Annotated in this window: 14 protein-coding genes; 5 read left to right on the top strand and 9 right to left on the bottom strand. The window is 72.7% G+C overall.

Annotated elements, in window-relative coordinates; translation table 11 throughout:
• Positions 1 to 70 precede the first annotated feature (70 nt).
• From rocD to AC3ET3_RS16855, 3 genes are all read right to left on the bottom strand, one after another.
• The gene (gene rocD / locus AC3ET3_RS16865; RefSeq protein WP_435612417.1) at positions 71 to 1,297 is read right to left on the bottom strand and encodes an ornithine--oxo-acid transaminase; all 1,227 of its coding nucleotides are present in this window, start codon (positions 1,295 to 1,297) and stop codon (positions 71 to 73) included.
• On the bottom strand, positions 1,297 to 2,106 hold the full coding sequence (gene ddaH, locus AC3ET3_RS16860) for a dimethylargininase (RefSeq protein ID WP_432136923.1): 810 nt from the start codon (positions 2,104 to 2,106) through the stop codon (positions 1,297 to 1,299). The genes rocD and ddaH overlap by 1 nt, the downstream gene beginning before the upstream one ends.
• A 138-nt stretch (positions 2,107 to 2,244) precedes the next feature.
• A complete protein-coding gene (locus AC3ET3_RS16855) occupies positions 2,245 to 2,736 on the bottom strand; it encodes an Lrp/AsnC family transcriptional regulator (RefSeq protein WP_435612416.1) in 492 nt (163 codons plus the stop codon).
• 102 nt (positions 2,737 to 2,838) lie between these two features.
• Between AC3ET3_RS16855 and AC3ET3_RS16850 the strand changes: the two genes are divergently transcribed.
• Genes AC3ET3_RS16850 through AC3ET3_RS16835 form a run of 4 tightly spaced genes read left to right on the top strand, consistent with a single transcriptional unit; the run spans position 2,839 to position 6,967 of the window.
• Positions 2,839 to 3,618 (top strand): LytR/AlgR family response regulator transcription factor, encoded by a 780-nt coding sequence (locus tag AC3ET3_RS16850; RefSeq protein WP_435612415.1) that lies wholly within the window; start codon positions 2,839 to 2,841, stop codon positions 3,616 to 3,618.
• Positions 3,615 to 4,001 (top strand): hypothetical protein, encoded by a 387-nt coding sequence (locus AC3ET3_RS16845; RefSeq protein WP_432136958.1) that lies wholly within the window; start codon positions 3,615 to 3,617, stop codon positions 3,999 to 4,001. The genes AC3ET3_RS16850 and AC3ET3_RS16845 overlap by 4 nt, the downstream gene beginning before the upstream one ends.
• Positions 4,002 to 4,016: 15 nt before the next feature.
• Entirely contained in the window at positions 4,017 to 5,765 is a 1,749-nt protein-coding gene (locus tag AC3ET3_RS16840; RefSeq protein ID WP_435612414.1) for a sodium/solute symporter, read from the top strand.
• Complete coding sequence (locus tag AC3ET3_RS16835; RefSeq protein WP_432136927.1) at positions 5,762 to 6,967, top strand: sensor histidine kinase; 1,206 nt, start codon at positions 5,762 to 5,764, stop codon at positions 6,965 to 6,967. Before AC3ET3_RS16840 ends, AC3ET3_RS16835 begins: the two co-directional genes overlap by 4 nt.
• 24 nt (positions 6,968 to 6,991) lie before the next feature.
• Here AC3ET3_RS16835 and AC3ET3_RS16830 read toward each other — a convergent pair whose 3' ends face one another.
• The 5 genes from AC3ET3_RS16830 to AC3ET3_RS16810 form a co-directional block, all read right to left on the bottom strand.
• A complete protein-coding gene (locus tag AC3ET3_RS16830; protein ID WP_432136928.1) occupies positions 6,992 to 7,162 on the bottom strand; it encodes a hypothetical protein in 171 nt (56 codons plus the stop codon).
• 94 nt (positions 7,163 to 7,256) lie between these two features.
• Positions 7,257 to 8,207: a cytochrome c oxidase assembly protein gene (locus tag AC3ET3_RS16825; protein WP_435612413.1), complete on the bottom strand. Its 951-nt coding sequence runs from the start codon at positions 8,205 to 8,207 to the stop codon at positions 7,257 to 7,259.
• A 150-nt stretch (positions 8,208 to 8,357) separates the two neighbouring features.
• Positions 8,358 to 9,383, bottom strand: coding sequence for a 6-phosphofructokinase (locus AC3ET3_RS16820; protein ID WP_432136930.1), 1,026 nt, complete (start codon positions 9,381 to 9,383; stop codon positions 8,358 to 8,360).
• Positions 9,384 to 9,591: 208 nt separating this feature from the next.
• Positions 9,592 to 10,320 carry a type 1 glutamine amidotransferase gene (locus AC3ET3_RS16815; RefSeq protein ID WP_432136931.1) on the bottom strand — a complete coding sequence of 243 codons (729 nt, stop codon included), beginning with the start codon at positions 10,318 to 10,320 and terminating at the stop codon, positions 9,592 to 9,594.
• 16 nt (positions 10,321 to 10,336) lie between these two features.
• Entirely contained in the window at positions 10,337 to 11,575 is a 1,239-nt protein-coding gene (locus AC3ET3_RS16810) for a DUF1727 domain-containing protein (protein WP_432136932.1), read from the bottom strand.
• Positions 11,576 to 11,727: 152 nt separating this feature from the next.
• On the opposite strand from AC3ET3_RS16810, the gene def reads away from it, so the two are divergent.
• A complete protein-coding gene (gene def / locus AC3ET3_RS16805) occupies positions 11,728 to 12,267 on the top strand; it encodes a peptide deformylase (RefSeq protein ID WP_432136933.1) in 540 nt (179 codons plus the stop codon).
• 51 nt (positions 12,268 to 12,318) lie between these two features.
• Here the strand turns inward: def and AC3ET3_RS16800 are convergent, their stop codons facing one another.
• Entirely contained in the window at positions 12,319 to 12,963 is a 645-nt protein-coding gene (locus tag AC3ET3_RS16800) for a TetR/AcrR family transcriptional regulator (protein WP_432136934.1), read from the bottom strand.
• Between the last annotated feature and the right edge of the window lie 128 nt (positions 12,964 to 13,091).

The raw sequence follows: 13,091 nt of genomic DNA, 5'->3' as shown, positions 1-13,091 counted from the left end.
ACGGCGTGCGGGGGAGTGCGGGTGGTCCGGGCCCGGCGCGGGCAGGCGCGCCGGGCCCGGACCGGTGCGGTCAGGCGTCCTGCCGCAGTACTCCTCCCAGGGTGGCGAGCGCCGAGGCCAGTTCCTCGGCGGTGACGGTCAGCGGCGGGGCCAGCCGGATCGTCGAGCCGTGGGTGTCCTTGACCAGAACCCCTTCGCGCATGAGCCGCTCGCTGATCTCCCGGCCGGTGCCGATGCCCGGGTCGATGTCGACGCCCGCCCACAGACCGCGCGAGCGGAACCCGACGACGCCCTCGCCGACCAGCTCGGACAGGCCGCCCCGCAGCACCGCGCCGAGCTCGGCCGCCCGGCGCTGGTACTCGCCGCTCTCCAGCAGTTCCACCACCGCCGTGCCGACCGCCGCCGCCAGCGGATTGCCGCCGAACGTCGAGCCGTGCTCGCCCGGCCGCAGCACCTCCAGCACCTCGCGCCGGCCCACCACCGCCGACACCGGCACGATGCCCCCGCCGAGCGCCTTGCCGAGCAGCACCACGTCCGGGACCACGCCCTCGTGCTGCACGGCCAGCGTGTGCCCGGTACGGCCCAGACCCGACTGGATCTCGTCGGCGACGAACAGGCAGTTCGCCCGGCGGGTGATCTCCCGCACCCCGGCCAGATAGCCCTCGTCCGGGATGATCACCCCGGCCTCGCCCTGGATCGGCTCGATCAGCACGGCCGCCGTGGTCTCGTCGACCGCCGCCTCCAGCGCCGCCAGGTCGTTGTACGGCACGATCCGGAAGCCCGGGGTGAACGGCCCGAACCCCGCGCGGGCCGTCTCGTCCGTGGAGAAGCTGACGATCGTCGTCGTACGGCCGTGGAAGTTCTCCGCGGCGACCACGATCGTGGCCCGGTCCGCGGGCACGCCCTTCACCTCGTAGGCCCATTTGCGAGCCACCTTGATACCGCTCTCCACGGCCTCCGCGCCGGTGTTCATCGGCAGCATCATGTCCATGCCGGTGAGGCGCACCAGCCGCTCCGCGAACTCCGCGAGCTGGTCGTTGTGGAAGGCCCGCGAGGTGAGCGTGAGCCGGTCCAGCTGGCGGTGCGCCGCCTCGATCAGCGCCGGGTGCCGGTGACCGAAGTTGAGCGCCGAGTAACCCGCCAGCATGTCCAGGTAGCGACGGCCCTCCACGTCCTCCACCCAGGCGCCCTCGGCACGGGAGACGACGACCGGCAGCGGATGGTAGTTGTGCGCGAGCACCGGCCCCTCGGCCTGGATCAGCTCGGCGGAGGAACGGGTGGTGGCGAGAGCGGTCATCAACGAATCTCCTGGGTGCAGCACTTGATACCGCCGCCGGCCTTGTGGAACTCCGACAGGTCGACGGGGACGGGGATGTAGCCGTGCTCGGCGACACGGCCGGCGAGCGCCTCGGCCTGCGGCGCGATGAAGACGTGGCGGCCGTCGGAGACGGAGTTCAGGCCGAACGCCATGGCGTCCTCCCGGGTGGCCAGCACGGCGTCCGGGTACAGCCGGGCCAGCACCTCCCGGCTGCCTGCCGAGAACGCCTCCGGGTAGTACACGATGTTGTCGTCGTCGAGCACGAACAACGCCGTGTCGAGGTGGTAGAAGTACGGGTCCACCAGCGTCAGGCTGATCACCGGGTGCCCGAAGAACTCCTGCGCCTCGCGGTGCGCCTCCCGGGTGGTGCGGAACCCGGTGCCGGCCAGGACGTACCGCCCCGTCCACACCAGATCGCCCTCACCCTCGCACACCGACTCCGGCCGGTGCACGGCGTAGCCGGCGTCCTTGAACCAGGTGTCGTAGTGCAGGGACTCGGGCCGCCGCTCGGGGGCGTGGAAGAGGGAGCCGAGGACCCGGCCGTCGACGACGACCGCCGAGTTCGCGGCGAAGACCATGTCGGGCAGGCCGGGGACCGGCTCCAGGGTGTCCACGGCGTGACCGTGGGCGCGGTAGGCACTGATCAGCGCCTGCCACTGCTCCTGCGCCAGGTCGACGTCGACCCGGGTGTCGGGATGCATCCAGGGATTGATCGCGTACTGCACGGCGAAGTGTCTGGGTTCGCAGACCAGGAAGCGCCGGGGGCGCGGCACACGGCTGTCGGTCACAGAGGGGTTCCTCCGCTGGGGTCCTCCGCTTGTCAGCGGTGTCGACTGAGGGTTGACACCACGGTAGAAACTGACCGAACCGCCCGACAAGGAACAAGAGCTGCGTGTCCACGCAACGATGCTGCGTGTTCAACGGTCTCAGCGCACGTCTGGTGCGGGCTGGCTGGCGCCGGCCTCCGGGCTCTCCGGCAGCAGGTGCGACAGCACCATCACACTGATCGTCTTCCGGATGAACGGCTCCGCCCGGATCCGCTCCAGCACCTCCTCGAAGTGCTCCACGTCCCGCGCCCGCACGTGCAGCAGCGCGTCCGCCCCACCGGTCACCGTCATCGCGGCGGTGATCTCCGGGTGGTTGCGCACCACCTCCGCCAGCCGCCGCGGCGGGGCCGCGCCCTCGCAGAACACCTCGACGTACGCCTCCGTGCGCCAGCCCAGCGCGGACGGCTTCACCGTCGCCGTGAAGCCGGTGATCACCCCGGCGTCCCGCAACCGGTCCACCCGGCGCTTCACCGCCGTCGACGACAGCCCGATCGCCGTCCCGATCTCGGCGAAGCTGGTCCTGGCGTTCGCCATCAGAGCCGTGATGATCTTCCGGTCGAGCTCGTCGAACGAGGCGGGAACGCTGTGCATGCGGGCACTGTATCCAGTGGGGAGGACCCTCGCGCCCGACCGGCGGGACGGCCGCGCACGGCACGTGTCCCCCGGCGCGGATCGCCCCTACACTCCACCTTCATGTTGCGCGCGCTCGCCGTGGACGACGAACGGCCCTCGCTGGAGGAACTCCTCTACCTGCTGACCGCGGACCCGCGGATCGGCACGGTCGAGGGCGCCGGTGACGCGACCGGGGCCCTGCGCCGCATCAACCGTGCCCTGGAGTGCGGCCCCGACGGCCCCGACGCCCTCGACGTGGTCTTCCTCGACATCCAGATGCCCGGCCTCGACGGCCTCGACCTGGCCCGGCTGCTCACCGGCTTCGCCCAGCCCCCGCTCGTCGTGTTCGTCACCGCCCACGAGGACTTCGCCGTCCGGGCCTTCGACCTCAAGGCCGTCGACTACGTCCTCAAACCCGTGCGCACCGAACGCCTCTCCGAGGCCGTGCGCCGCGTCGCCGAACGGCGCGCCGCCGCCATCCCCGACGCGGCGGCCGGCACCGCCCCGCCGCCCATCCCCGTCCACGAACCCGACCCGGACCACATACCCGTCGAACTCGGCGGGGTGACCCGGTTCGTCGCCGTCGCCGACATCACCCACGTCGAGGCACGGGGCGACTACGCCCGTCTGCACACCGACCGGGGCAGCCACCTCCTGCGCGTCCCGCTGTCCACGCTGGAGGAGCGCTGGCGCGCCCGCGGCTTCGTGCGCATCCACCGCCGCCACCTGGTCGCCCTGCACCACATCGACGAGCTGCGCCTGGACGCCGGCACCGTCAGCGTCCTGATCGGCGGCGAGGAACTCCAGGTCAGCCGTCGGCACGCCCGCGAACTGCGGGACCTGCTGATGAGGAGGGCCTGACGGTGCCGCACGACCCCGCCGCCCCCGCCGAGCGCAGAGCCGAACGCCGTGTCGTGGTCACCGGCCCGCCCCGCCGCACCCGGCGTGCCCTGGGCCACTACCGCCCGCGCACCGAGATCGACGAGCAGACCACCCTCGGCCACACCTACGTCCGCTCCCTCATGCGCAGCCAGCTGCGCGCCGCGCTCACCGTGTTCGCCGTCCTCGCCCTCCTCGTCGGACCCCTGCCGCTGGTCTTCGCCGCCATGCCCCAGGCCCGCCGCCTGGAGTGGGCGGTGCTCGGCTTCTGCCTGTACGCGCCGCTGGTCCTGCTCGCCCGCTGGTACGTGCGCCGCGCCGAACGCAACGAGCGGGACTTCGTGCGGCTGGTCGAGGACCGCTGAGCACCGGGCACCGCCGTGAACTCCGCCTACGCCGTCCCCGCCGTCGCCCTGGTGGTCGTCACGACCGTCCTCGTCGGTGCCTTCGGCCTGCGCGTCTCCCGCACCACCTCCGACTTCTACGTCGCCTCGCGCACCGTCGGCCCCCGCCTGAACGCGGCCGCCATCAGCGGCGAGTACCTCTCCGCCGCCTCGTTCCTCGGCATCGCCGGACTCGTCCTCGTCCAGGGTCCCGACATGCTGTGGTACCCGGTCGGCTACACGGCCGGGTACCTGGTCCTGCTGCTGTTCGTCGCCGCCCCGCTGCGCCGCTCCGGCGCCTACACCCTCCCCGACTTCGCCGAGGCCCGGCTCGCCTCCCGGCCCGTGCGCCGTCTCGCGGGCGCTTTCGTGGTCGGCGTCGGCTGGCTCTACCTGCTGCCCCAGCTGCAGGGCGCCGGACTCACCCTCGCGGTCCTCACCGACGCCCCCGACTCGCTCGGCGGGATCATCGTCGCCGTGGTCGTCACCGTGACCGTCGCCGCCGGCGGGATGCGCAGCATCACCTTCGTCCAGGCCTTCCAGTACTGGCTGAAGCTCACCGCCCTGCTCGTCCCCGCGCTCTTCCTCGTCCTCGCCTGGCAGTCCGACGGCGCGCCCCGGCAGGCCTTCGCGGAACCGGCCGCCTTCCGTGAGCAGCGTGCCGTGCGCGTCGACGACACCCTCGACCTGAGACTCGACTCGCCCCTGACCGTGACGGTCACCGGCACCGTGGACAGCCGGCCCCTCGACGGCACCGAGGTGCGGCTGCCCCCGGGCACCCACCGCGTCACCGGCGGCACCCGTCTCACCTTCGCCGCGCACACCACCGTCCCCGCCGCCGACCGCGCCGGCAACGGCGGCCTGTCCACCTCGCTCGCCGAGGGCCGTGCCGAGCGCCCGCTGTACGCCACCTACGGACTGATCCTCGCCACCTTCTTCGGCACCATGGGCCTGCCGCACGTCGTCGTCCGCTTCTACACCAGCCCGCACGGCGTCGCCGCCCGCCGCACCACGGTCGCCGTCCTCGCCCTGATCGGCGCCTTCTACCTGCTCCCGCCCCTCTACGGTGCCCTGGGCCGGCTGTACGCCCCCGAACTGACCCTCACCGCCGACGCCGACGCCGCGGTGCTGCTGCTGCCCGGCAGGATGATCGGCGGCCCCGGCGGTGACCTGCTCGGCGCACTGGTGGCCGGCGGCGCGTTCGCCGCGTTCCTCTCCACGGCCTCGGGACTGACCATGGCCGTCGCGGGCGTCCTCACCCAGGACGTGCTGCCCACCCGGGGCGTCCGCCACTTCCGGCTGGGCACCGGGCTCGCCATGGCCGTGCCGCTCGCCGCCAGCCTGCTGGTCGGCGGGCTGCCCGTGGCCGACGCGGTCGGGCTGGCCTTCGCGGTGTCCGCGTCGTCCTTCTGCCCGCTGCTCGTCCTCGGCATCTGGTGGCGGCGGCTCACCCCGCCCGGCGCGGCCGCCGGGATGCTCGTCGGCGGCGGCGCGGCCTTCGTCGCGGTCGCCGCGACCATGGCCGGACTGCCCGGCACGGGCCGCCTGCACGCCCTGCTCGCCTGGCCCGCGCTGTGGTCGGTACCGCTGGGCTTCCTCACCATGATCCTGGTGTCCCTGGCCACCCCGGGCCGCGTCCCCGCCGACACGGCCGCCGTCCTCGCCCGCTTCCACCTGCCGGAGGCCCTGCGGACACCCGCGTACCCGCCACCCGAGGAGCCCCACCCCGCGCAGGAGCGCGCATGAGCGGTTTCCTGGCCGGCTTCCTCGTCGCCATCCTCCCCCTGCTGACCGCCGGCTTCTGGCTCGGCCGGCGCACCGCACGCCCCGAGAACCTCGGCGGGCTCGGCACCCCCGTCGAGCACGCCACCTTCCAGACCCTGCACACCGCCTCCCTCGCCGCGCCCCCGCTTCGCGCCGGCCTCACCGAGGAGACCGCCCGCAGGTCGGCCCGCCGGCTGCGCTCCCTGCTCGGCACCGACGCCCTCTGCCTCACCGACGAGAAGGACGTGCTGGCCTGGGACGGCGTCGGCGCCCACCACCGCGCCGAGATCATGGAGCGGCTGGCCGGACCGCTGGAAACGGGTCGTGGCGAGGCGTTCCGGCTGCACTGCGACGCCCCCGACTGCCCGGTCCGCTGGGCGGTGGTCGCCCCCCTCACCGTCGACGACCGCGTCCACGGGGCGCTGGTGGCCTGCGCGCCGCGCGAGTCCGCCGTCCTGGTCCGGGCGGCCGGCGAGGTCGCCCGCTGGGTGTCGGTCCAGCTGGAGCTGGCCGACCTCGACGACTCCCGCACCCGCCTCATCGAGGCCGAGATCAAGGCGCTGCGCGCCCAGATCAGCCCGCACTTCGTATTCAACTCGCTCGCGGTGATCGCGTCCTTCGTCCGCACCGACCCCGAGCGGGCCCGCGAGCTGCTCCTGGAGTTCGCCGACTTCACCCGCTACTCGTTCCGCAGGCACGGCGACTTCACCACCCTCGCCGACGAACTGCACGCCATCGACCACTATCTGGCCCTGGTCCGCGCGCGCTTCGGCGACCGCCTCGCCGTCACCCTGCAGATCGCCCCCGAGGTGCTCCCCGTCGCCCTGCCGTTCCTGTGCCTGCAGCCGCTCGTCGAGAACGCCGTGAAACACGGTCTGGAGGGCAAGGCCGACCGCTGCCACATCCGGATCACCGCCCAGGACGCCGGTGCCGAGGCCCTGGTGACCATCGAGGACGACGGCGCGGGCATGGACCCCGCGCTGCTGCGCCGCATCCTCGCCGGTGAGGTCAGCCCGTCCGGCGGCATCGGCCTGTCCAACGTGGACGACCGGCTCCGCCAGGTCTACGGCGACGACCACGGCCTCGTCATCGAGACCGCCCCCGGCGCCGGCATGAAGATCACCGCCCGGCTGCCGAAGTACCAGCCCGGGGTGCACTCGGCGGCCGGCCTGGGAGCCCCGTGATCCACGGGGCTCCCGTGGCTCCGCTCAACTGCCGCGCATCATGATCAGCGCCAGGGTGATCAGTCCCAGCACGACCCAGCCGAACCACAGCCAGCCGTTGCTGCCGATCGCCACCGTGTAGGCGGTCACCACGACCAGACCGCCGACGGTGAGCGCCCCCATCGTCCTGGTGGAACCTTCAGTGGAACCGGGCATCGCGGCACCCTCCTCGGCACGCCCCTCGGCAGGGCGCGTTCCCTCCATGGTGCCCCGGCGGGCGGCCGCGCGGCGATGCCCCGGCGCATCCCGGTCAGCTCCGGCGGGCGTCCAGCGAGGCGAGGTAGGCGTTGTACGCCTCCAGCTCCTTGTCACCGTCCCGGTCGGCGGCGCGGTCCTTGCGCTTGGCCTGGCGCTGCTCGGAGCCGTACCACTGGAACAGCAGGGCGATCAGGACCAGCACCGACGGGATCTCGCTGAACGCCCAGGCGATTCCGCCGGCCGCGGTCTGGTCGGAGAGGGGGTCGACACCCAGCGAGGCGGGCGGGTTCTGGAAGGTCTCGACCATCGTCGTCGAGGCCATCATCAGCGCGATCCCGAAGAACGCGTGGAACGGCATGCCCGCGAACAGCTCCAGCATCCGCATCAGATAGCCGGGCCGGTGCGGCCCCGGGTCGACGCCCATGATCGGCCAGAAGAACACCAGGCCGACGGCGAAGAAGTGCACCATCATCGCGACGTGCCCGGTCCTGGACCCCATCAGGAAGTCGAACAGCGGGGTGAAGTACAGGGCGTACAGGCTCGCGATGAACATCGGGATCGTGAACAGCGGATGCGTGACGACCCGCATGTACCGGCTGTGCAGCAGCATCAGCAGCAGCTCGCGCGGCCCCTTGCGTCCCTGACCGGCCACCGGCAGCGCCCGCAGCGCCAGCGTCACCGGGGCGCCGAGCAGGACCAGGATCGGCGACAGCATGCTGATCACCATGTGCTGCACCATGTGCACGCTGAACATCACCATGCCGTAGTCGTTCAGCTTGGTGCACATCATCAGCGCGACGGTGAGCACGCCGGCGACGAACGCCACCGTCCGCCCCGGGGACCATGCGTCCCCGCGCCGCCGCAGCCGTACGACACCCCACAGGTACAGGCCGAGCCCCAAGGCACAGGCGACGAGGAAGAACGGTTCCGCCGACCACTGCAGCCCCCGCCCGAGGGTGAAGGGCTGCAGATCCATGTCCATGCCGTGCCCACTGTGATCCATCGGCCGGCTCCTGCTTTCGTGGGGGTTTGCGCTCAAACGGTCCCCACAAGACTAGGACGGCCCCCGGTCACCCTCGTGACCGGGGGCCACCGCCGTCCGGGGCGGGACGAACCGCGCGGGCGGTCACGCACCGCCGGCGCCCGCCGGAGGCTAGAGCACGCACTCGGCCTCGGCGTACCGTTCGGCCGGCACCGTCTTCAGCGTCTTCACGGCCTCGGCCAGCGACACCGTCACGATGTCGGTGCCCCGCAGCGCGGTCATCACCCCGAACTCCCCGCGGTGCACGGCCTCCACCGCGTGCCACCCGAACCTGGTCGCCAGCACCCGGTCGTACGCCGTGGGCGTGCCGCCCCGCTGGACGTGGCCAAGGATCACCGGCCGCGCCTCCTTGCCGAGCCGCTGCTCCAGCTCGATGGAGAGCTGGCGCGCGATGCCGGCGAACCGTTCGTGCCCGTAGATGTCCTTGCCGCCCTCGTCGAAGGTCATGGTGCCGGGCCGCGGCTTGGCACCCTCGGCGGCGACGACGATCGCGAACCGCTTGCCCGCCTCGAACCGCTCACCGACCCGCCGGGTCAGCTCCTCGATGTCGAACGGCCGCTCCGGCACCACGATGGCGTGCGCGCCGGCCGCCATCCCGGAGTGCAGCGCTATCCAGCCGGTGTGGCGGCCCATGACCTCCACGACCAGCACCCGCTGGTGCGACTCGGCGGTCGTCTTCAGTCGGTCCAGGGCGTCCGTGGCGACGCCGACGGCCGTGTCGAAACCGAAGGTGACGTCGGTGACCGCGATGTCGTTGTCGATGGTCTTCGGCACGCCCACGACGGGCAGACCGGCGTCCGACATCAGCCGGGCCGCCTTCAGGGTGCCCTCACCGCCGATCGGGATGATCGCGTCGAGACCCAGTTCCTCGACGTGGCCGCGGGCCCGCTCCACGCCGTCGCGCAGGTGCGAGGGCTGGACCCGGGAGGAGCCGAGGATGGTGCCGCCGCGGGCGAGGATGCCGCCCACCGCGTCCAGGTCGAGCTTGAGGTAGTCGCACTCCAGGAGGCCCTTCCAGCCGTCGCGGAAGCCGATGACCTCGTCGCCGTGGTCGGCGACGGCACGGTGTACGACGGACCGGATGACGGCGTTCAGGCCGGGACAGTCGCCGCCGGACGTGAGGACACCAATGCGCATAGCCCGAAACAACCTTCTCCATGTGGGCGCGGGGACCGGACCCCGTCGTCCGGCACGAATCCCCGCCACCCTAGCGTCAGGAGGGGGCGGGGCCGTACCGTGCGTCCGCCTGCTGGACGGCCCCGCTCACCTGCGCGGATGCACCGTCAGACGGGCTGCTGACGGTGCCCCGAAGATCAGGTGAACAGCCCGGTCGCGCGACCGCCGGTCACGCGGGCTGCTGCGCCGCCGCGATGCGCTCGTTGCGCAGCGCCTCGTACCAGCGGTCGTCGGTCGGCGGCAGCGCGTTGACGTCCAGGGCCAGCTTCAGCAGCAGGTCCGCGATCTGCGGGTTGCGGGCGAGCACCGGGCCGTGCATGTACGTACCGAAGACGGTGTCGTTGTACGCGCCCTCGGTGCCGTCGCCGGTGCCGTTGCCCCGGCCGAGGCGGACCCGGGCCAGGGGGCGGGCGGTGGGGCCGAGGTGGGTGATGCCCTGGTGGTTCTCGAACCCGGTCAGCGGCGGCAGGCCCAGGGGCTGGTCGATGTCGCCGAGGACGTCGCCGACGCACCGCTCGCCCTCGCCGCGCACCGTGGTGACGTCGAGCAGGCCGAGGCCCGGCTGGCGCTGGCCGAGGTCGTTGACGAACTCGTGGCCGAGGATCTGGTAGCCGGCGCACACCGCGAACACGATCGCGCCGTTGTTCACCGCCTGGTACAGGTGGCCGTCCCGCCGCAGCCGCTCCGCGGCCAGCCGCTGCGGCCGGTCCTCGCCGCCGCCGATGAGGTAGATGTCGCCGGAGGTGGGGATCGGCTGGTCGCTGCGCACGTCGAGGCGTGCCACGTCCAGGCCGCGCTGCCGGGCCCGGCGCTCCACGACCAGCACGTTGCCCTGGTCGCCGTAGGTGCTGAGCAGGTCCGGGTAGACCCAGACGACCCGCAGTTGGTTGTCGCTCACGTAAGTCCCCTGTGTGTCAGTTGCCGACGCGGCGGCGCAGGTCCTGGAAGGCGGTGTAGTTCGCGATGACCTCGATCCGGCCGGGCGGCGCCTGCTGCACCGCCTGGTCGAGGGTGTCGCACACCTGGAAGTGCTGGCCCGCGACCTCCAGCCGCACGGCGAGGTCCAGCCTCCGGTCGCCGATGACGAAGATCGGGTGGCCGGTCAGACGCGTGTAGTCCACGTCCCACAGCCAGGAGGTGTCGGTGCCGTCGGCGCCGCGGGCGTTGACGGACAGGATCACCGGGGTGGGCGGCGGATCGATCAGGCTGAAGGTCTCCAGCCAGCCGGCCGGGTTCTTCGCCAGCAGCAGCCGCAGGTCGCGCTGCATGAACTGCACCACGTCGTAGCGCCCGGCGACCGCCTGCACCTGGTACATGCGCTCCAGGGCCACCTGCGGCGGGACGCCGAAGACGGCCGCGACGGCGGCGGAGCTGGCCGCGTTGGCCTTGTTGGCGCGGCCCGGGAGCTGGAGGTGGATGGGCCACGCGGAGCCGTGCGGGTCGAGGACGTGGTCCCCGGACAGCACCCAGCTCGGCGTCGGCCGACGGAAGCCGCACTCGCCGCAGAACCAGTCCTCGCCCGGCCGCTGCATCACACCGCCGCAGGACGGGCAGGACCAGGCGTCGTCCTTCCACATCTGCCCGGCGGCGACCCACACCACGTTGGGCGAGGAGGATGCGGCCCACACGACCAGCGGGTCGTCGGCGTTGGCCACGATGACCGACTTGGACCCGGCGAGCCCCTCGCGCCAGTTCTCGGCGAGCATGCGGGTCTCGGCGGCGCGGTCCAGCTGGTCCCGGGAGAGGTTGAGCAGCGCGATGCACTTGGGCGCGGTGTCCCGGGCCACCCCGGCGAGGTACTTCTCGTCGACCTCGATGACGCCGAACTTGGCGTCCGAGCCGCCGGCCAGGGCCGAGGTGATGCCGGCCGGCATGTTGGCGCCGAGGGCGTTGGAGACGACGGGGCCCGCGGCGCGCAGGGCCTCGGCGATCAGCCGGGTGGTGGTGGTCTTGCCGTTGGTCGCCGAGACCAGGATCACGTCCAGGTGCTGGGCGAGCCGGGCGAGGAGGTCGGGGTCGAGTTTCAGCGCGACCCGGCCGCCGATCACCGATCCGCTGCCGCGCCCGGCGGCGCGGGATGCCGCAGCGACCGCCTTGCCCGCGGTCACGGCCAGCTTGGCCCGTGGCGTCAGCGGGTCCGAGTTGCCTGCCATCAGTTCTCGATCCTCCTTGCGTTCGCGCCGCGCCTGAAGCCTGACGGCACCGTGGTGGGTGGTCAGCCTATCGAGATCCATTCACACTCCCGAATCCCGGCCCACGCGCGCGCGGCGGTGGCGTGGGCAGTGAGGACCGTACCCTTGCGGCCATGCGACACGGCTCGATCCCGGGCGCCCGCGGGCGCGTCCGGCCCCTCACCCTGCTCGGCAACCCGGTGCTGCACGAGCCCTGCAAGGATGTCACGGACTTCGGTCCGGAACTCGCGGCGCTCGTGGAGGATTTGTTCGCGACGATGTACGCGGCTCGCGGAGTGGGCCTTGCCGCCAGCCAAGTGGGGGAGCGGCTGCGGGTCTTCGTCTACGACTGCCCCGACGACGAGGACGTCCGCCACCTGGGCCACCTCGTGAACCCGCGCCTGGTCGAGGCGGACGGCGTGGTGCTCCGCGGCCCCGAGGGCTGCCTGTCCCTGCCGGGGCTGGAGGCGGGCACGGAGCGGTACGACCACGCGGTCGTCGAGGGCCGCACGGTGACGGGGGAGCCGGTGACCGTGCACGGGACCGGGTTCTTCGCCCGGTGCCTCCAGCACGAGGTGGACCACCTGGACGGCACGCTCTATGTGGACCGCCTCACGGGGTGGCGCAGGCGGAGGGTGCTGCGTCGGGCCGCCCGAGCGCCGTGGGCGCGGTGAATCCGCGCGAGGGGGCGGCGCGGGTGTGTTCCCCGCCCCGCTGAGCGCGGCTCAGAAACCGGGACCGCCCATCTTGTCGCCGGCCGCCGCCAGCCGCCCCCACAGCAGGTCCGCCAGGCTCCGTACCAGCTCGGCGCGGGAGCAGGGACGCTCGCCCAGCCACCAGTCCCCGGCCGCGTGCATCATGCCGACGATGCCGTGGCCCCACACGCGGGCGAGCTGCTGACTCGCCGGCCCGAGATCCAGCCGCTCCTCGATGACCTGCGCGAGCTCCTCGCCCATCCGCCGCAGCAGCGGGGCGCTGTGCTTGCCGACGTCGAAGCCCTGGTCGCCGCTCTGCGAGCCCTCGGCCGGGTGCATCAGGAAGCGGTACACCTGGGGTCGCGCCTCGATCGCCCCGAGGTAGGTGTCGAGGGTGGCCTCGACCCGCTCGCGCCGGTCGGCGGGCGCGTCCAGCGCCGCCCGCAGCGAGTCCAGCAGCGCGTCGGTGTGCCGCTTGGCCAGGGCCGCGTAGAGCCCGCCCTTGTCGCCGAAGTGGCGGTAGAGGATGGGCTTGGTGATGCCCGCCTCGGCGGCGATGGCGTTCATCGACGCCTGCGGGCCGTCCCGGAGCACCACCCGGTCCGCGGCCTCCAGCAGCTCGCGCCGTCGGCGGTCGGCGGACCGCTGCTGGTCGCTGCGCTGCGTGGTGTCCATGTGCTCTCCCCACCCGTGCTGATTCGGTGACGCCTGCGCAAACTAGCACCTGACGGCGGGGACACCTCGAACGGGATGCCGAGCTGTCATCAGGAGTTGACTTTTCCTACCGGCCGGTAACACACTCG

The sequence above is a fragment of the Streptomyces sp. bgisy159 genome (assembly GCF_057707805.1).
Note: the sequence above shows the minus strand (reverse complement) of the source record. Positions and strands in the feature narration are given on the sequence as shown.